Source organism: Bacillus cereus group sp. MYBK108-1 (assembly GCF_051917185.1).
GTDB classification, from domain to species: domain Bacteria; phylum Bacillota; class Bacilli; order Bacillales; family Bacillaceae_G; genus Bacillus_A; species Bacillus_A cereus.
Window position 1 is genome coordinate 1 of record NZ_JBQAHZ010000035.1, and the last position, 19,334, is coordinate 19,334.

A 19,334-nucleotide genomic window follows, 5' to 3' on the forward strand; every position below is an offset into this window, starting at 1 on the left:
GTATTAGGCACGCCGCCAGCGTTCATCCTGAGCCAGGATCAAACTCTCCAATAAAGTTAGTTTGTCTAGCATCTAAAATAAAAATTGACGTTTCACGTTGTTTGTTTCGTTTAGTTTTCAAAGTTCAACATCGCGTTTTAGCGACTTTTATAATATATCATACTATATTATTTTGGTCAACAAGTTTTTTTTGATAAGTTGTATCTCTCATTTGCTGACTCTGCCTATTATATAGGCTTTCTCTTCCCTATGCAAGTATTATTATAAAAAAATAAAGAGAGGGAAAATCCCCTCTCTTATTCTTCTGAAGAAACCTCGTCACTCGTTTCTTCCTCTTCATCTTTTTGTGCTTTTGCTACCGTCGCTACCTCTTGGTCTTCCTCTAATCGAATTAGACGAACACCTTGTGTATTACGTCCCATTTGAGAGATTTGATCAACTGGCATACGAATAATAACGCCTGCCGCTGTAATTAACATAATATCTTCTTCACCTGTAACAGACTTAACAGCTACTAATTTACCGTTCTTATCTGTAATGTTACAAGTTTTCAGACCTTTACCACCGCGACTTTGCAGACGGTATTCATCAATCGGTGTACGCTTTCCGTAACCATTTTTCGTTACAATTAGAACATTTACATCCTCTTCGACAATTTCCATACCTACAACTTGGTCTTCATCGCCCAACGTAATAGCTTTAACACCTGCAGCATTACGTCCCATAGAACGAACATCTTGTTCATTGAAACGAATTAGCATACCGTTACTTGTCCCGACAATAATATCCTTATCACCCGATGTTAAACGTACAGATATTACTTCATCCTCTTCACGAAGAGAAATTGCAATTAAACCATTTGTACGTATATTTGCAAATGATGAAAGTGGCGTTCTCTTAGAAACCCCTTGTTTTGTCGTAAAGAATAAGAACTGATCGTCACCAAATTCACGAATCGGAATAATAGCGTTAATCCACTCACCCTTATCTACCCCTAATAGGTTAATAATTGGTAGTCCTTTTGCAGTACGACTATACTCTGGAATTTCATATCCTTTCGTACGGTATACTTTACCCTTGTTTGTAAAGAATAAAATATGATCATGAGTAGACGTTGTTAATAAATGTTCAACAAAGTCATCATCATTCGTACCCATTCCTTGCACACCACGTCCCCCACGGTTCTGTGTTTTGTACGTAGAAGCTGGTAACCTCTTAATATAACCGTTATGAGTTAACGTAATCGCAATGTTTTGTTCAGGAATTAAATCTTCATCTTCAATAAATTCCATACCGCCAATTGTAATTTCTGTTCGTCTCTTATCATTGAAACGCTCTTTTACTTCTGTTAATTCTTCACGAATAATCTCAAGAACTTTTTCTTCATCTGCTAAAATCGCTTTTAATTCAGCAATTAACTTCATTAAGTCTTGATATTCTTGCTCAATTTTTTCACGTTCTAATCCAGTTAAGCGTTGCAGACGCATATCTAAAATCGCTTGCGCTTGTTTCTCACTTAAACCAAAACGTTCCATTAAGCCTTGCTTTGCAATATCTGCCGTTTTTGAACTACGAATTAACGTAATAACTTCATCAAGATGATCTAAAGCAATTCGTAATCCTTCTAAAATATGAGCACGTGCTTCTGCTTTTTCTAATTCATAAGCAGTACGTCTACGAATTACTACCTTCTGATGCTCTAAATAATGATATAGATTTTGTTTTAAATTTAGTACTTGTGGCTCCCCATTTACAAGAGACAACATATTAATACCGAAACTTGTTTGAAGCGCTGTATGTTTATATAGATTGTTTAATAGTACGTTTGCATTAGCATCACGACGTACTTCCATGACAATACGCATACCATTACGATCTGATTCATCACGTAAATCTGTAATACCTTCAATTTTCTTATCGCGAACTAATTCTGCGATTTTTTCAATTAATCGCGCCTTATTAACTTGATAAGGTAGTTCAGTTACGATAATAGATTGTTTACCGTTTGACTTCTCTTCAATTTCAACCTTAGCACGAAGCATAATGGAACCGCGACCTGTTTCATAAGCTCTTCGAATTCCACTTCTTCCTAAAATTAAACCTGCCGTCGGAAAGTCTGGACCAGGAATATATTCCATCAATTCTGCGATAGTAATATCAGGATTATGACTTAATGCCAGCACACCATCAATTACTTCGCCAAGCTGATGCGGCGGTATATTTGTTGCCATACCAACAGCAATACCTGTTGTACCATTTACTAATAAATTAGGGAAACGCGCTGGTAGTACTATCGGTTCTCTTTCGGAACCATCATAGTTATCTTGATAATCAATTGTATTTTTTGAAATATCACGTATTAATTCCATAGAAATCTTAGACATTCTTGCCTCTGTATAACGCATTGCTGCTGCTGAATCTCCATCTACAGAACCGAAGTTACCATGCCCATCTACAAGCATATAACGTTGACTAAAATCTTGCGCCATACGTACCATTGTTTCATAAACGGCTGAATCACCATGAGGGTGATACTTACCGATTACTTCACCGACAATACGTGCTGATTTCTTATACGCTTTATCAGCTGTAATTCCTAAATCATTCATCGCATATAAAACCCTACGATGCACAGGTTTTAATCCATCACGAACATCTGGTAATGCACGAGATACGATAACACTCATTGCGTAATCTAAAAATGAGGTACGCATTTCATGACTAATATTAATTTCTCGAATTCGTGCTTGTTGTTGATTGTCTGACATCAACGAGCACCTCCTCTTACATTTCCGTTACACATACATTGATTTATATGTAGAAGACAGGAATACTTAGATTCCTGTCATTACTCATTTAAATATCAAGGTTCTTCACGTATTTTGCATTCTCTTGGATAAAGTTACGACGCGGTTCTACTTTATCACCCATTAAAATTTCAAACGTTTCGTCTGCTTCTATTGCATCTTGAAGAGAAACTTGAAGTAACGAACGTACTTCTGGATCCATTGTCGTCTCCCATAGCTGAGTTGGATTCATCTCCCCAAGACCTTTATAACGTTGAATTCCTGGTTTCGGCTGGGCTGGTAGCTCAGCTAAGATTTTTTCAAGTTCCTTATCGTTGTAAGCATATTGAATTTTTTTACCTTGTTGTATTTTAAACAATGGCGGCTGTGCAATATAGATATAACCACACTCAATTATTTGACGCATATAACGATAGAAGAACGTTAATAATAGGGTACGAATATGTGCACCATCAACATCGGCATCGGTCATAATAATAACTTTATGATAGCGTGCTTTTTCAATATCGAAGTCTCCACCAATATTTGTACCGATTGCCGTAATAATTGTACGAACTTCATCATTTGATAAAATCTTATCTAAGCGCGCCTTTTCCACATTAATAATTTTACCCTTCAGCGGTAAAATCGCTTGGAAATGACGATCGCGTCCTTGTTTTGCAGATCCACCCGCAGAGTCACCCTCTACGATGTAAATTTCACTAATTGCTGGATCTTTCGAAGAGCAATCAGCTAATTTACCAGGTAAACTGGAAACTTCTAACGCACTCTTTCGACGTGTCAATTCACGCGCTTTTTTCGCAGCTACACGTGCACGTGCAGCCATCGTACCTTTTTCTACAATTTTTCGCGCTACATTAGGATTTTCTAGTAAGAACTTTTCAAATGCCTCTGAGAATACAGACTCTGTAATTGTTCTCGCTTCACTATTCCCAAGTTTTGTCTTCGTTTGTCCTTCAAATTGTGGATTTGGATGCTTGATTGATACAATTGCTGTTAAACCTTCACGAACATCCTCACCAGTTAAATTACTGTCCGCATCTTTTAAAATGCTATTTTTACGACCATAGTCGTTGATTACACGAGTTAAAGCTGTTTTAAAACCTACCTCATGTGTACCACCTTCATACGTATGGATGTTATTCGTAAATGAGTAAATATTATTTGTGTATCCTTCGTTATATTGAAGAGAAACCTCAACCTGAATACCATCTTTTGAACCTTCTACGTACACAGGCTCTTCATGAATCGGTTGTTTTGAGCGATTTAAATGCTCAACGTATGATTTAATTCCACCTTCGTAATGGAATTCTTTCTTTTGCTTATGTTCACGTTTATCTTCAATTGTTAATTTAATATTACGATTTAAAAACGCTAATTCACGCATACGAGTTGCTAGCGTATCAAAATCGTATACTGTTGTTTCTTGGAAAATTTCCGGATCTGGTTTAAATCGAGTTATTGTTCCTGTTTGATCGGTGTTACCAATGACTTTTAAATCCGCAACCGGAATACCTCTTTCGTATTTTTGGTAATGGATTTTACCTTCACGATGTACAAATACTTCTAATTCTGTTGATAGAGCATTTACAACCGATGCCCCAACACCATGTAAACCACCAGAAACTTTATAACCGCCACCGCCAAATTTACCACCGGCGTGGAGAACAGTCATAATAACTTCTACAGCTGGACGTCCCATTTTTTCTTGTATACCAACCGGAATACCACGCCCATTATCCGTTACACGAATACTATTATCTTCTTCGATACTAACATTAATTTCATCACAATAACCTGCAAGTGCTTCATCAATACTATTATCTACGATTTCCCAAACAAGATGGTGAAGCCCTTTTCCACTTGTAGATCCAATATACATACCAGGGCGTTTCCGAACTGCCTCTAGTCCTTCAAGCACCTGTATCTGACTTTCATCATATGCATTTTCTTGCATTTGCTTTTGTTCCATTGACACAAAGATCACCTACTTTTCCATTTAAACAGGGGTTATTCCCTATCTATTTCACAATCTACAGTGCCGTTCGTTACATGAATTGTTTTCGCTTCTTTTAATGTTTCGTGTTCAATTCCGTCGACACTCGTCGTTGTAACAAATGTTTGCACTTTTCCTTGAATTGTATTTAAAAGATGTGATTGACGATAATCATCTAATTCTGATAAAACATCATCCAACAAAAGGATTGGATATTCTTTAACCTCTGAATAAATCAATTCAATTTCAGCTAATTTTAGGGATAGTGCGGTCGTTCGTTGTTGTCCTTGCGAACCAAAGACTTGAACATTTTTACTATTAACGAAGAATTGTAAATCGTCACGATGAGGACCAATTAAAGTCGTACCACGGAAAATTTCACGTTGTTTCACAGATTGAAAACTTTCATAGTATACTTCTTTTATTTTCGACAAATCCATTGATTCTGATACATCTACACTTGGTTTATAGACAATTTCTAACTCTTCTAATCCACGGCTTATACCTCGATGAATTGGAGCTGCCCATTCCTGTAGCAAATGCAAAAATTCAAAACGTTTTTGCAGTATTTTCGCACCATGCTCAATTAGTTGAAGTGTAAATACATCCAACATCGTTTCCTCATTCTTACTATTCCCTTGCATTTTTTTCAACAAGTGATTTCGTTGCGTGAGCACCTTTTGATATTGACTTAATTCATACAAATATACAGGAGCTATTTGTCCTAATTCCATATCTAAAAAGCGTCTTCTTACTTGAGGGCTTCCTTTTACAAGATTTAAATCTTCTGGGGCAAACATGACAACGTTCATCACGCCAATATATTGACTTAACTTTTGTTGTTCAAGTTGATTTAATTTTGCCTTTTTACCTTTTTTCGAAATATTTAATTCCAAAGACAAAGAACTGTTTCTTTTTTGTAATTTCCCTTTTATTTGACCAAAATCTTCATCCCAGCGGATAAGTTCGCGATCATTAGAGGTTCTATGAGATTTCGCCATCGCTAAAACATAAATAGCTTCCATCAAATTTGTTTTCCCTTGCGCATTTTCGCCGATAATTACATTTACCTTATCTTCAAAGGAAAGCTCTAATTTTTCATAATTGCGATAGTTTTTTAATTGTATTTCTGAAATAAACAAAGGGCTCCCCCTTTATGCCTGAACTTGGAAAGTTCCGCTTCCTGGAATTTCAATAACATCATTCGCATATAGTTTGCGACCTCTTCTATTTTCAAGTTCGTTGTTCACGTACACTTCATATTCTTGTAAAAACCATTTTACAGCGCCACCTGTATCAATTACATCAGCTAACTTTAAAAATTGTCCTAGTGTAATATACTCTGTTGAAATTTTAATACGTTTCATAAAATCGCTCACTTTCTGAAAGTGTTCATTCTTTCATTGTACTAAATAAACTAGCATTAGGAAAGTAATACCCAAAAATCAAATAAGGGCCACTAGCATCTTTAAACTAGCAACCCTTATTCCTTACCTAGTAAGTACGAACCGGTAAAATTAATTGAATAATTGAATCATCATTTACTGTACGAATTAAGAACGGTCTCATCGCCCCAGTAAAGCTAACTTTAATCTCTGTACTATCCAAAGCTTTCAATGCATCCATCATATATTTTGCACTAAAAGATATTTTTAACTCTTCTCCATCTACTTTTTCGCATTGTACTTCTTCGACAACTTTTCCGATTTCTGGTGAATTCGAAGAAATCTCTAGCATTTCTTGCTCTAAAGTTGATAATTTAACAACGTTATTGCGGCCATCTCTTGCTAATAGTGAAGCGCGATCAATTGCTTGTAGGAATTCTTTTGTATTCACAAAAATATCCGTTTTACTCTCTGCCGGAATTAAACGTGTCGTATCAGGATAATTCCCTTCTAACAATCTTGAGAAGAATAATAAATGTTTTGTACGGAATAATACTTGATACTCCGTAATAACGATATCTACCATTTCTTCAGACTCATCTAAAATTTTACTTAATTCATTTAAGCTCTTACCTGGGATAACAACATTAGCTTGGAATTCATCTGCAATATTATGTCCTTCAATTTTTGCTTTTCGAAGTGCCAGCCTATGACTATCTGTTGCAATACAAGTTAACTCGCTGTTATATACCTTCCAGTTTACACCTGTCAAGATCGGTCTTGTTTCAGAAGTAGAAACTGCAAATACAGTTTGTCTGATCATATGTTTAAGTAAATCTGTTGGTATCTTAAATACATGATGTTCTTCAATCTGTGGCAATAACGGATATTCTGCAGAATCTAAACCATTTAAGTTAAACTCTGATTTTCCAGATTTTATTTTTGTCATAAAATGATTTTCTACAGAAATTTCGACAGTGTCTTTAGGTAGTTTTTTTACAATCTCACTAAAATATTTTGCCTGTAAAACAATGCTTCCTGATTGAGCTATTTCTACGATTTCTTTTCCATCTTCTTCGACTGGAATAAACGATTCAATAGAAATATCAGCATCGCTTCCTGTTAATGTAACTCCTTCTTCAGTTGCTACAACTTTAATTCCCGTAAGAATTGGGATTGTTGTACGAGAAGAAACTGCCTTCATTACATCTTGTACACCTCTTACAAGATAGTCTTTTTGTATTGTAAAACGCATAAAGAAAAACCTCCGGTAAGTATAAGATTTTATTTAATTAATAAAGATAAAAAATAGTAGTAATAGTAATAGGGCTTGTGGATATGTGGATAACCCCGCTAAAGGATGTAAAAACAGTCTATCTACATGTGGATAGACTGTGCGTAAAACAAGGTAAGTTATTCACACTATTCAGCTACTACTTTAAAATACCATTAATTTCTTCAACTTGCTTTTGTAATTGCGTATCGGTTTTTAGTAGTTTAGAGATTTTTTCATGGGCATGGATAACTGTTGTATGATCACGTCCACCAAATTCTTCACCTATTTTTGGTAAAGAGGAATCTGTAAGCTCGCGCGATAAATACATTGCAATTTGGCGAGGAAACGCAACTGATTTTGTACGTTTTTTCGCTTTAAAATCTTCTAATTTCACTTGATAAACGTCCCCGACAGCTTTTTGAATATCATAAATAGAGATAATTTTCGGCTTAGAATTTGGAATAATATCTTTAAGTGCTTCAGCTGCTAAATCAGCATTAATATCTTTATTAATTAAAGATGAATAAGCTACAACTCGGATAAGTGCACCTTCTAATTCACGAATATTTGAATCAATTTGATTTGCGATATAAAGCATAACTTCATTTGGTATATCAAGCCCTTCAGCTTTTGCTTTTTTGCGTAAAATCGCAATTCGTGTCTCTAAATCTGGCGGCGTAATGTCTGTAATAAGTCCCCATTCAAAGCGGGAACGAAGACGATCTTCTAAAGTTGGAATTTCTTTTGGTGGTCGGTCACTAGAAATTACAATTTGTTTACTTTCTTCGTGTAATGCATTAAATGTATGGAAAAACTCTTCTTGAGTCTGTTCTTTTCCAGCAAGAAATTGAATATCATCTATCAATAAAACATCTACGTTACGATATTTATTACGAAAATCAACAGCTTTATTATCACGAATAGAGTTAATAAATTCATTTGTAAATTTTTCTGATGATAAATATACAACTTTTGCATTTGGATTATGTTCAATTACATAATGACCAATTGCGTGCATTAAATGTGTCTTTCCAAGTCCAACTCCCCCGTAAATAAAGAGTGGATTATACGCTTTAGCTGGCGCCTCAGCTACAGCTAATGAAGCTGCATGGGCAAAACGGTTACCAGAGCCAATAACAAATGTATCGAATGTATATTTTGGATTTAACATGCTCTGTGGTAAATGAGCTGAATCATCTTGTGCTGGATTCGGCTTAACTGGAGGCAGATCAATGTCCTCTTCAGCTTGACTTTGGGGAATAATAAAGCGAATTGCTAATTTTGCCCCTGTTAAATCGTATAGTGTTTCTGAAATTAGTTCGGAGTAATGAGATTCTAGCCAGTCACGAGCAAATTCATTCGGAGCTGTAATCGTTAATACGTCTTTCTTCAAGTTATGAGCCGTTGTGGATTTTAACCATGTCTCATAACTAGGCTTGCTTACCTTTTTTTCTAATTCTTTTAAGGCACTATTCCATAAATCAGAGATATTTTCCAAAGGTGTCCCTCCTTTACTAAGTTGGTAAAAGAATAAGGTTGCGCAACAAATGTACAACCTAATAAATATAAAATGTATATTTATACGAAACGTATTTTAAAACCTAAAAACGTCGTTTGTATATGAGATAGGGTTTTCGACAAAAAAAGCAAATGTGGACAACTATTTACCCACATGTGATTAAAACTGTCCACATGTTATACACAAATTGTGGATAAGATAAAGATGTGGAAAACTTATTCAAAGTGAAAACACAACTATAATATCAAAAAAAAGTGGCTATAGCAATGAATTTAAGAAAGTTATCCACAAAATCAATACCTTGTGGAATAAACTTGTCCACAACACGATATACTGTGTAAAAGTGCGAAAAAAGTTTGTGGATATAAAAAGCGCGAAAAAATATTTATCCACAAGGAAATATAGGTGCTGTGAAAAAGTATGTGAATAGGTTCAAAATGAATATTTGATGAAAATTTCTAGAACCATTGACATTTTCCTAGTTAATTAACTATAATTTATAGGACTGTCTTTAACAGATATTCCTCAGGGAGGTGTCATATAATGAAAAGAACTTACCAACCAAATAAACGTAAGCGCAGCAAAGTACATGGTTTCCGCAGCCGTATGAGCACAGCGAACGGACGTAAAGTGCTAGCAGCTCGTCGTCGTAAAGGAAGAAAAGTATTATCTGCGTAGACCACTGATCGTTCAGTGGTCTTTTTTTCTAATAATAGTGAATTTCCGCTGATGAAATACAGGAGTGTCAATTGATATGAAGAAAAAACATCGTATAAAGAAGAATGATGAATTCCAGGCGGTTTTTCAACAAGGAAAATCAAATGCAAATCGTCAGTTTGTTGTATACCAATTAGATAAAGAAGAACAGCCAAACTTTCGCATCGGCCTTTCTGTTAGCAAGAAAATAGGAAATGCAGTAGTTCGTAATCGAATTAAGCGCATGGTCCGTCAGGCTATTACAGAGTTAAAAGATGAGATAGCTTCTGGAAAAGATTTTGTTATAATAGCAAGGAAGCCTTGTGCAGAGATGACATATGAAGAAGTAAAGAAAAGCTTAATTCATGTCTTTAAACGCTCTGGTATGAAAAGAATAAAAAAGTAGCGTAAGGAAATGAATTACACTATATACATACCGATACAAGGAGGAGTAGGCTTTGAAAAAGAAATTAGGTTTACTAGCCATGCTTATTGCATTAATGGCGATTACTGCTGGCTGTAGTGAAGTAAATCAGCCAATTACACCAAAAAGCACTGGAATTTGGAATGAATACTTCGTATACCCGCTTTCTCAGTTAATCACGTATTTTGCAAACTTATTTAACAGTAATTATGGTTTAGCAATTGTTGTTACGACTCTTATCATTCGTTTTGCGTTATTACCATTAATGATTAAACAAACGAAGAGTACGAAAGCGATGCAAGCGTTACAACCGGAAATGGTGAAGTTAAAAGAGAAATATAGCTCTAAAGATCAAGCGACACAGCAAAAACTGCAGCAAGAAATGATGCAGTTATACCAAAAAAATGGTGTAAATCCATTAGCTGGTTGTTTACCAATCTTTATTCAAATGCCAATTCTGTTCGCTTTTTATCATGCAATTATGAGAACAGCTGAAATTAAACAACATAGTTTCTTATGGTTCGATTTAGGACATGCAGACCCGTTCTATATCTTACCAGTCGTTGCAGCAATTACGACATTTATTCAGCAAAAGCTTGCAATGGCAGGAACAGCTGGTCAAAATCCACAAATGGCAATGATGCTTTGGCTTATGCCGATTATGATTTTAATCTTTGCAATTAACTTCCCAGCTGCATTATCACTTTACTGGGTTGTTGGTAATATCTTTGGTATTGCTCAAATGTACTTTATTAAAGGACCAGAGATTAAGGCTAGTAAGGCTGGTAAGGCTGGTAAGGCTGGAGGCTCAAGCAAGTGAGTGTAATTACTGCTAAAGGACAAACAGTCGAGCTGGCAGTAGAGGATGCTTTAAGGCAATTAAATACATCAAAAGATCGAGTAGATATAAATATTGTCGATGAGGGTAAAAGGGGATTCTTAGGTTTATTTGGGAATCGCCCTGCAGTAGTAGAAGTTGTATTGAAGAAAGATCCAATTCAAGAATGTGAAGAATATTTAAGAAATGTTATTCACGATATGGGTGTGGAAGTCGAGATTAGTAAAATTGTAAAAGGACGCGAAATCGAATTTATAATTTCTGGTGATAATGTAGGTGTTTTAATTGGGAAAAGAGGTAATACATTGAACTCTTTACAGTATTTAACAAAACTTGTCGCGAATCGTAACACGAAGCAGTATATCGGTATTACACTAGATGCTGAAAATTATCGTAGTAAAAGAAAAAGTACGTTAGAATCACTTTCTTATCGATTAGCGAAACAAGTATTTAATACGAAAAAAAGAGTTATTTTAGAACCGATGCCATCTTTTGAACGAAAAATTATTCATCAGGCATTATCAAATCATCAAGGTATCAATACAACTTCTGAAGGAAATGAACCACATCGGCATGTTGTAATATCTCCTAAATGACCGGTTGCTCAAATGAGTGCCGGTTTTTTTGAGCGGAAAATAGATGTGGATAACTAAAAAACACTAAACTTATCCACTGTGAATAAGTTTAGTGTTTTTTACATGGGGATATAATAAAATGAGTTATTCTTCTTTTGTAGATAGGTTCGTTATGGTATCCTAATAATTTAGTGAAAGAAATAATCATGTTGAAATAGAGATAAATAAGCAAGTGAGGTGAAAGGACATGGAATTTGATACAATTGCTGCGATTTCCACAGCGCTTGGAGAGGGTGCAATTGCCATTGTTCGAGTAAGTGGGGATGATGCGGTTGAGAAAGTTGATCGTATTTTTAAGGGGAAGGATTTAACAGAGGTTCCTTCTCACACTATTCATTATGGTCATATTGTTGATTTAGATACAAATCAAGTTATTGAAGAAGTTATGGTGTCTATTATGCGCGCACCAAGGACCTTTACACGTGAAAATATAGTGGAAATTAACTGTCACGGTGGACTTGTTTCAGTAAATAAAGTATTGCAACTTATTCTAGCACAAGGAGTACGATTGGCAGAACCGGGCGAATTTACAAAACGTGCTTTTTTAAATGGACGTATCGACTTATCACAAGCAGAAGCTGTTATGGATTTGATTCGAGCAAAAACAGATCGTGCGATGAATGTAGCAATTAATCAAATGGAAGGGCGATTATCTAAATTAATTGGTCTTTTGCGTCAAGAAATATTAGAAACATTAGCTCATGTTGAGGTAAATATAGATTATCCAGAATACGATGATGTAGAAGAGATGACACATAATATTTTAATTGAGAAAGCGACGCATGTTCGTTCGGAAATCGAAAAAATATTAGAAACATCAAAACAGGGGAAAATTTTACGTGAAGGTATTGCTACAGCAATTATCGGTAGACCTAACGTTGGGAAATCATCGTTATTAAATAGTCTTGTTCAGGAGAAAAAGGCAATTGTAACTGATATTGCAGGAACAACTCGTGATGTTATTGAAGAGTACGTTAACGTGCGTGGTGTACCTCTTAAACTTATAGATACAGCCGGTATTCGGGAGACAGAAGATGTTGTTGAACGAATTGGTGTGGAACGTTCAAAAGAAATGATGAGCCAAGCGGATTTAGTATTAGTTGTTGTCAACTATAGCGAGGCTTTAACAAATGAGGATGAAGATCTATTCCGTGCGGTACAAGGAAAAGACTTTATTGTTATTGTGAATAAGACTGATTTACCGCAAGCGATTGATATGGAACGTGTTACAGAGTTAGCCGCGGGAAATCGTGTTATTACAACATCCTTAATTGAGGAACAAGGAATAGATGAACTCGAAAAGGCAATAGCTGATTTATTCTTTGAAGGAACAATCGATTCTGCAGATATGACATATGTTTCTAATGCGAGACATATTGGATTATTAACACAAGCAGGAAAAACAATCGGTGATGCAGTTGAGGCGATTGAAAATGGTGTACCAATTGATATGGTACAAATTGATTTAACAAGAACGTGGGAAATACTTGGTGAAATTACTGGGGACACAGTGCATGAAAGCTTAATTGACCAGTTGTTCTCTCAATTTTGTTTAGGAAAATAATATAGTGAAGTTGTAGAAAGATAGAGATTATTAGGAGGAATAAACAATGGGATACAATGCCGGTTCATACGATGTCATAGTAATCGGTGCAGGTCATGCAGGATGTGAAGCTGGTCTTGCGGCAGCACGAATGGGCTCAAAAACATTAATGTTAACAATTAACTTGGATATGGTAGCATTCATGCCATGTAACCCTTCTGTTGGTGGACCAGCAAAAGGGATTGTTGTTCGTGAAATTGATGCATTAGGCGGAGAAATGGGACGTAATATTGATAAAACTCATATTCAAATGCGTATGCTAAATACAGGTAAGGGACCAGCCGTACGTGCACTTCGAGCGCAAGCTGATAAATTCGCTTACCAACATGAATTAAAGAAAACAATTGAAGAAACACCAAACTTAACGTTGTTCCAAGGAATGGTAGAGCGTTTAATCGTTGAAGAAGGTGTATGTAAAGGGGTAGTTACACAAGCTGGTGCAGAATATACAGCAAAAACCGTTGTAATTACAACTGGAACATTTTTACGCGGCGAGATTATCATGGGCGACTTAAAATATTCAAGCGGTCCAAATAATCAGCAACCGTCTATTACATTATCTGAGCATTTAGAGGAACTTGGATTTGATCTTGTTAGATTTAAAACAGGGACACCTCCGCGTGTAAACAGTAATACAATTGACTACAGTAAAACAGAAATTCAACCAGGTGATGATAAGCCACGTGCGTTCTCTTTTGAAACAACGAAATTTATTATGGATCAAATTCCATGTTGGTTGACATATACAAGTACAGAAACACACCGTTTAATAGATGAAAATTTACATCGTTCAGCTATGTATTCTGGTATGATTAAAGGAACAGGCCCTAGATACTGTCCTTCTATTGAAGACAAAGTAGTAAGATTTAATGATAAACCACGCCATCAAATTTTCTTAGAGCCAGAAGGGCGTAATACACAAGAAGTATATGTACAAGGTTTATCCACAAGCTTACCAGAAGATGTACAACGTGACATGCTTAGAACAATTCCAGGCCTAGAAAATGTTGAAATGATGCGTACAGGTTATGCAATTGAATATGATGCAATTGTGCCAACACAACTATGGCCAACACTTGAAACGAAAAAGATTAAAAATTTATATACAGCAGGACAAATTAATGGAACTTCTGGTTACGAAGAGGCGGCAGGACAAGGGCTTATGGCTGGAATTAATGCAGCATGCCGTTCTTTAGGTAAAAAAGAAGTTGTTTTAGGTCGCGAGGATGCTTATATTGGCGTCTTAATTGATGATCTTGTAACGAAAGGTACAAATGAACCATATCGTTTATTAACGTCTCGTGCAGAATACCGTCTATTATTACGCCACGATAATGCTGATCTTCGTTTAACTGAAGTTGGTCGTGAAATTGGATTAATTAAAGAAGAGCGCTATGAGCGATTTACAAATAAAAAATTACAAATTGAACAGGAAAAGGAACGTTTAAGCAGCATTATTATTAAACCACGTCCTGAAGTTCAAGAATTAATTCGCAATATTGGCGGAAGTGAATTGAAAGATGGAATACGTGCAAGTGACTTATTACGTCGTCCAGAGATGACATATGAGCATATTCATCTTTTAGTACCAAGTGAAGTAGAATTAAGTGATGAAGTTAAAGAACAAGTTGAAATTCAGATTAAGTATGAAGGGTATATTGAAAAATCTTTACAGCAAGTAGAGCGTATGAAGAAAATGGAGAGTAAAAAAATCCCTGTAGATATTGATTATGATGCGATTTCTAGCCTTGCTTCAGAAGCTAGACAGAAATTGAAAGATGTTCGTCCACTTTCAATGGGGCAGGCTTCACGTATTTCTGGCGTAAATCCAGCGGATATTTCCATTTTACTTGTGTATATAGAACAAGGAAAAATTGCACGCGTATCGAACCAATAAATAGTAAGGAGATATTGCTAGATGAACATAGAACAATTTCAATCTATGCTAGAAGAGAAGGGAATCACCCTCTCTTCTAGACAGTTAGAGCAGTTCAAAATCTACTTTGAAACATTAGTAGAGTGGAATGAAAAAATGAACTTAACGGCTATTACAGAAAAAGAAGAAGTATATTTAAAACACTTTTTTGATTCCATTACAGCTGCTTTTTATTATGATTTTTCAAAACCATTCTCAATTTGTGATGTTGGTGCAGGGGCTGGATTCCCAAGTATTCCTTTAAAAATCTGTTTCCCGCACTTAAAAGTAACAATTGTAGATTCATTGCAAAAACGTATTAATTTCTTAAATCACTTAGCCCAAAAGTTAGAATTAAGTGATGTTGCATTTTGTCACGATCGTGCAGAAACATTTGGGAAAAAAGAAGGTGTACGTGAATCATACGATATTGTAATGGCACGTGCAGTTGCGCGTCTTTCTGTATTAAGTGAGCTATGTTTACCACTTGTAAAAGTTGGAGGAACATTCATTGCAATGAAAGGTGCAGCAGCAAACGAAGAAATTGAAAATGGCAAGTATGCTTTAGAGGTGCTAGGCGGAGAGTTGAAAGAGATGTCTACTTTCCAATTACCATTTGAAGAGAGTGAACGTAATATTTTATTAATCGAGAAAAAGCGCAAGACACCAAAGAAATATCCACGCAAACCGGGAACACCCAATAAATTACCTATTGAAAAATAAATCTTATTAGACGTAAGATTAAATTATATAAATGAAAACGTAAATGTTTCATAGGAAACATTTTATGGAGAATAGTCAATAGGCCTAAAAGGTGGTGGAATATGTATGAAAAATACGTTTTCTCGTTTATTTGGCTTTGGAGATAAAGAGAGCGAATTCGAATTACAAGACGAAAGCCATGAAGAGATAGATAAAAAGGTATATGAAGAAATACAAGAAATTCCGATAGTAAATATTACCCCTAACCGTTATCAACCAAGAACAGTTTTTGATGATGCGCGTATTGATGAGCTAGCATTAACAATTCGTACACATGGACTTATTCAACCGATTGTTGTAAGGCAATATGAGGATGATAAGTACGAGATTATTGCTGGAGAAAGACGTTTTCGCGCGGCAACAAAGTTAGGTTGGGAAAAGGTTCCTGCAATTATAAAGAATTTAAATGATACAGAGACAGCTTCTGTAGCTTTAATTGAAAACTTGCAACGTGAGGAACTAACGGCAATCGAGGAAGCTGTGGCATATCAAAAGCTGATTGAGTTACATAATTTAACACAAGAAGCATTGGCACAACGACTTGGAAAAGGACAATCTACAATCGCAAATAAGTTGCGCTTGTTAAAGTTGCCTGAAGAAATAAAAAGTGCATTATTAGAAAAAAGCATTACAGAACGTCATGCCCGCGCTCTCATTCCTTTAAAAAATGAGGAATTACAACTGAAGGTTTTACAGGAAATTGTTGAGAAACAACTAAATGTAAAGCAAACAGAAGAACGAATTGCGAAGTTACTAGAGGAAGCGAAACCGAAGCGTAAGGCAAAGCAAAAAGCAGTAAGTCGAGATACGAGGATTGCTATGAATACAATTAGACAATCTTTACAAATGGTTACTGAAAGTGGTTTGAATGTTAATTCTGAGGAAGAAGAATTTGATGAGTACTATCAAATTACAATTAAAATTCCAAAGAAAAAATAATAATGACGTGCTAGAGACCTTATCCTATTGGAGAGGTCTCTTTTACTATATTTTCTTGTTAAATGAAGAAGGAGTTTAGAAATAAATTTTGAAGTTTAATAAAGGACGTAAAAGAAAAAGTTTTATTTCATGTTACAATAAACGTAATTGTTACTAGAATAAGATAGAAAGGTTGAAAGTAGGTGACATCATGGGAAAAATCATTGCTATTGCTAATCAAAAAGGCGGTGTTGGAAAAACAACAACATCTGTTAATTTAGGGGCTGGATTGGCGCAAGTAGGTAAAAAAGTCCTTCTTGTAGATATTGATGCTCAAGGAAATGCAACGACTGGTGTGGGAATTGAAAAATCTGAATTAGATCAATGTATTTACAACGTTCTTGTGGAAGATGCAGATGTTCAAGGGGTTATACAGAAAACCGCAACTGAAAACTTAGATGTTCTACCCGCTACAATTCAATTGGCTGGTGCTGAAATTGAATTGGTACCGACTATTTCCCGGGAAGTACGTTTGCAAAGAGCATTACAGCCAGTTCGTGATGAATATGACTATATTATTATCGACTGTCCCCCATCTTTAGGGTTATTAACGATTAATGCATTAACAGCAGCAGATTCTGTTATTATTCCTGTACAGTGTGAATATTACGCACTAGAAGGGTTAAGTCAGCTATTAAATACAGTTCGACTTGTACAAAAACATTTAAATAAAAATTTAGCAATTCAAGGTGTATTGTTAACAATGTTGGATGCCCGTACAAATTTAGGGATTCAAGTTATAGATGAAGTGAAAAAGTATTTTAGGGATAAAGTATATCGCTCGATTATTCCGCGTAATGTACGCTTGAGCGAGGCTCCAAGTCATGGGAAACCTATTATGCAGTATGACGCTAAATCAAGAGGAGCAGAAGTGTATATAGATTTAGCAGAGGAAGTGATTGCAGGTGGCTAAAGGATTAGGAAGAGGAATTAATGTGTTTTTTCCTGATTTAGATGTGAAAGAAGAGGAAACAATTCAGGAGATTCTTGTAACTGAATTAAGGCCGAATCCATATCAACCGCGTAAACACTTTAATAAAGAGGCGATTCAGGAATTAGCAATTTCGATTAAGGAACACGGTATTCTACAACCATTAATTGCTAGGAAGAGTATTAAAGGATATGAAATTGTTGCAGGTGAAAGACGATTTCGTGCTGCAAAAGAGGCTGGTTTAGAAAAAGTACCTGCGGTTGTAAGACAATTAACTGAACAGCAAATGATGGAATTTGCTTTGTTAGAAAACTTACAACGAGAAGATTTAAATCCTATGGAAGAGGCAATGGCATACCAGATGTTAATGAATGAGCTAAATGTAACGCAAGAACAATTAGCGAAACGTCTTGGTAAAAGCAGACCTTACATTGCAAATTATACTCGGTTATTAAGCCTACCTTCTTTCGTACAAGATATGATTGCAAATGGTCAACTTTCAATGGCTCATGGGAGAACTTTACTTACGATAAAAGATGAAGAACAATTGAAGTCCTTATTGAAACGCATTGAAAAAGAAGGATTAAATGTTCGTCAATTAGAGAAAATCGTCCAAGAGATTAATCAACACGTTTCACGTGAAACAAAAAAAGTGAAAAAAGAGCGAAATATATTTTTCGTAGAACGTGAAACGTTCTTAAGAGAAAAGTTTGGCACAGATGTGAAAATTAAAGAGACGAAAAAAGAAAAAGGTAAAATCGAAATTGAATTTTTTAATAAAGAAGATTTAAATCGTATTTTAGAACTATTAGCACAGAAAAATTAAAAAGCAAACCATCTTATTATTTATAGATGGTTTGCTTTTTTTAATGCGGATAATTTTTGATCCGTCTCTTTTATACTTTTTGCGATTACATCAGCCATTTTCATGACTAAACTTAATCTTGTATTTTGAAGAACGAAAAACTCCATAAACCCATTTAGATTGACGATACCGTGTATGTGCAAATCACCAACTGCAGGTAATTTCTTATTCATAGCAGCTCCAGGTTTACTAGGTCCCTTTCCAGTAGTGATTGATCCGATATTTTGGGACTTTCCTAAACATGCATCAACAGCAATTATAAATGCAGTAGGATATTCTTTCTGTATATTCTGAATTTTCTCTTCTAAATTTAGCGCATGTACTGGCTCATCTAGTGTACCGAATACTTGGAGGTTTTGGATGTCTATTTGTTCAAGTTTTGTACCAACTAATGGGCCGAGTGCGTCACCTGTAGAGCGATCTGTGCCGATACAAACGAGAATGAGTGGTATATTAGTTTTAATAGGAATATGGGTAAGTAAGAAATTACTGATTATCTCAGAGGCTTCTAGATCTTGGTGCATAACGTTTTGAGTTTCTTTCTCAAAAAATGGTAAGCGAAAACTTCCAATATTCATGAAGCACCCATCCTTTTAATAAATTTTCAATATATGTTATATGGTGAGGAAAATGGAAAGTTATAAGTGCGTAATTTTTGCAAAATGTGAATGAAAACGGAAATAATAGTACTAGTATATATATAT

Annotated in this window: 17 protein-coding genes; 10 read left to right on the forward strand and 7 right to left on the reverse strand. The window is 35.5% G+C overall.

The window, feature by feature from the left end; all coding sequences use genetic code 11:
* Positions 1-296 precede the first annotated feature (296 nt).
* From gyrA to dnaA, 6 genes are all read right to left on the reverse strand, one after another.
* On the reverse strand, positions 297-2,768 hold the full coding sequence (gene gyrA / locus ACTFSL_RS28135) for a DNA gyrase subunit A (RefSeq protein WP_440042779.1): 2,472 nt from the start codon (positions 2,766-2,768) through the stop codon (positions 297-299).
* A gap of 88 nt (positions 2,769-2,856) precedes the next feature.
* Positions 2,857-4,779: a DNA topoisomerase (ATP-hydrolyzing) subunit B gene (gene gyrB, locus ACTFSL_RS28140; RefSeq protein ID WP_440042781.1), complete on the reverse strand. Its 1,923-nt coding sequence runs from the start codon at positions 4,777-4,779 to the stop codon at positions 2,857-2,859.
* 38 nt (positions 4,780-4,817) lie between these two features.
* Positions 4,818-5,945: a DNA replication/repair protein RecF gene (recF, locus tag ACTFSL_RS28145; protein ID WP_000470745.1), complete on the reverse strand. Its 1,128-nt coding sequence runs from the start codon at positions 5,943-5,945 to the stop codon at positions 4,818-4,820.
* 12 nt (positions 5,946-5,957) lie between these two features.
* The gene (yaaA, locus tag ACTFSL_RS28150; protein ID WP_000821364.1) at positions 5,958-6,170 is read right to left on the reverse strand and encodes a S4 domain-containing protein YaaA; all 213 of its coding nucleotides are present in this window, start codon (positions 6,168-6,170) and stop codon (positions 5,958-5,960) included.
* A 127-nt stretch (positions 6,171-6,297) separates the two neighbouring features.
* Complete coding sequence (dnaN, locus tag ACTFSL_RS28155) at positions 6,298-7,443, reverse strand: DNA polymerase III subunit beta (RefSeq protein WP_001212884.1); 1,146 nt, start codon at positions 7,441-7,443, stop codon at positions 6,298-6,300.
* A 178-nt stretch (positions 7,444-7,621) separates the two neighbouring features.
* Complete coding sequence (dnaA, locus tag ACTFSL_RS28160) at positions 7,622-8,962, reverse strand: chromosomal replication initiator protein DnaA (RefSeq protein ID WP_000428017.1); 1,341 nt, start codon at positions 8,960-8,962, stop codon at positions 7,622-7,624.
* 564 nt (positions 8,963-9,526) lie between these two features.
* Between dnaA and rpmH the strand changes: the two genes are divergently transcribed.
* The 10 genes from rpmH to spo0J all read left to right on the forward strand — a co-directional run bounded on the left by rpmH (position 9,527) and on the right by spo0J (position 18,591).
* The gene (rpmH, locus tag ACTFSL_RS28165; RefSeq protein ID WP_000831901.1) at positions 9,527-9,661 is read left to right on the forward strand and encodes a 50S ribosomal protein L34; all 135 of its coding nucleotides are present in this window, start codon (positions 9,527-9,529) and stop codon (positions 9,659-9,661) included.
* 76 nt (positions 9,662-9,737) lie between these two features.
* Positions 9,738-10,085 (forward strand): ribonuclease P protein component, encoded by a 348-nt coding sequence (gene rnpA / locus ACTFSL_RS28170; protein ID WP_440042782.1) that lies wholly within the window; start codon positions 9,738-9,740, stop codon positions 10,083-10,085.
* Positions 10,086-10,137: 52 nt separating this feature from the next.
* Positions 10,138-10,923 (forward strand): YidC family membrane integrase SpoIIIJ, encoded by a 786-nt coding sequence (gene spoIIIJ, locus ACTFSL_RS28175; RefSeq protein ID WP_205173196.1) that lies wholly within the window; start codon positions 10,138-10,140, stop codon positions 10,921-10,923.
* Positions 10,920-11,537, forward strand: coding sequence for an RNA-binding cell elongation regulator Jag/EloR (gene jag / locus ACTFSL_RS28180; RefSeq protein ID WP_098518615.1), 618 nt, complete (start codon positions 10,920-10,922; stop codon positions 11,535-11,537). Before spoIIIJ ends, jag begins: the two co-directional genes overlap by 4 nt.
* Before the next feature lie 226 nt (positions 11,538-11,763).
* The gene (gene mnmE / locus ACTFSL_RS28185) at positions 11,764-13,140 is read left to right on the forward strand and encodes a tRNA uridine-5-carboxymethylaminomethyl(34) synthesis GTPase MnmE (RefSeq protein WP_000393757.1); all 1,377 of its coding nucleotides are present in this window, start codon (positions 11,764-11,766) and stop codon (positions 13,138-13,140) included.
* A 46-nt stretch (positions 13,141-13,186) separates the two neighbouring features.
* Positions 13,187-15,076 carry a tRNA uridine-5-carboxymethylaminomethyl(34) synthesis enzyme MnmG gene (gene mnmG, locus ACTFSL_RS28190; protein ID WP_000541031.1) on the forward strand — a complete coding sequence of 630 codons (1,890 nt, stop codon included), beginning with the start codon at positions 13,187-13,189 and terminating at the stop codon, positions 15,074-15,076.
* A 21-nt stretch (positions 15,077-15,097) separates the two neighbouring features.
* Entirely contained in the window at positions 15,098-15,817 is a 720-nt protein-coding gene (gene rsmG, locus ACTFSL_RS28195) for a 16S rRNA (guanine(527)-N(7))-methyltransferase RsmG (RefSeq protein WP_001019628.1), read from the forward strand.
* A gap of 105 nt (positions 15,818-15,922) precedes the next feature.
* Positions 15,923-16,795: a nucleoid occlusion protein gene (gene noc, locus ACTFSL_RS28200; RefSeq protein WP_000799016.1), complete on the forward strand. Its 873-nt coding sequence runs from the start codon at positions 15,923-15,925 to the stop codon at positions 16,793-16,795.
* 190 nt (positions 16,796-16,985) lie between these two features.
* Positions 16,986-17,747 carry a sporulation initiation inhibitor protein Soj gene (soj, locus tag ACTFSL_RS28205; protein WP_000516114.1) on the forward strand — a complete coding sequence of 254 codons (762 nt, stop codon included), beginning with the start codon at positions 16,986-16,988 and terminating at the stop codon, positions 17,745-17,747.
* The gene (spo0J, locus tag ACTFSL_RS28210; RefSeq protein ID WP_001051832.1) at positions 17,740-18,591 is read left to right on the forward strand and encodes a stage 0 sporulation protein Spo0J; all 852 of its coding nucleotides are present in this window, start codon (positions 17,740-17,742) and stop codon (positions 18,589-18,591) included. Before soj ends, spo0J begins: the two co-directional genes overlap by 8 nt.
* Before the next feature lie 20 nt (positions 18,592-18,611).
* Here the strand turns inward: spo0J and yyaC are convergent, their stop codons facing one another.
* Positions 18,612-19,208, reverse strand: coding sequence for a spore protease YyaC (gene yyaC / locus ACTFSL_RS28215; protein WP_001020714.1), 597 nt, complete (start codon positions 19,206-19,208; stop codon positions 18,612-18,614).
* Positions 19,209-19,334 lie beyond the last annotated feature (126 nt).

What these genes read in the sequence shown, in the direction of transcription:
- gyrA (WP_440042779.1), bottom strand. Translation starts at nt 2,768, where the DNA reads ATGTCAGACAATCAACAACAAGCACGAATTCGAGAAATTAATATTAGT.
- gyrB (WP_440042781.1), bottom strand. Translation starts at nt 4,779, where the DNA reads ATGGAACAAAAGCAAATGCAAGAAAATGCATATGATGAAAGTCAGATA.
- yaaA (WP_000821364.1), bottom strand. Translation starts at nt 6,170, where the DNA reads ATGAAACGTATTAAAATTTCAACAGAGTATATTACACTAGGACAATTT.
- dnaN (WP_001212884.1), bottom strand. Translation starts at nt 7,443, where the DNA reads ATGCGTTTTACAATACAAAAAGACTATCTTGTAAGAGGTGTACAAGAT.
- rpmH (WP_000831901.1), top strand. Translation starts at nt 9,527, where the DNA reads ATGAAAAGAACTTACCAACCAAATAAACGTAAGCGCAGCAAAGTACAT.
- rnpA (WP_440042782.1), top strand. Translation starts at nt 9,738, where the DNA reads ATGAAGAAAAAACATCGTATAAAGAAGAATGATGAATTCCAGGCGGTT.
- mnmE (WP_000393757.1), top strand. Translation starts at nt 11,764, where the DNA reads ATGGAATTTGATACAATTGCTGCGATTTCCACAGCGCTTGGAGAGGGT.
- mnmG (WP_000541031.1), top strand. Translation starts at nt 13,187, where the DNA reads ATGGGATACAATGCCGGTTCATACGATGTCATAGTAATCGGTGCAGGT.
- rsmG (WP_001019628.1), top strand. Translation starts at nt 15,098, where the DNA reads ATGAACATAGAACAATTTCAATCTATGCTAGAAGAGAAGGGAATCACC.
- noc (WP_000799016.1), top strand. Translation starts at nt 15,923, where the DNA reads ATGAAAAATACGTTTTCTCGTTTATTTGGCTTTGGAGATAAAGAGAGC.
- soj (WP_000516114.1), top strand. Translation starts at nt 16,986, where the DNA reads ATGGGAAAAATCATTGCTATTGCTAATCAAAAAGGCGGTGTTGGAAAA.
- yyaC (WP_001020714.1), bottom strand. Translation starts at nt 19,208, where the DNA reads ATGAATATTGGAAGTTTTCGCTTACCATTTTTTGAGAAAGAAACTCAA.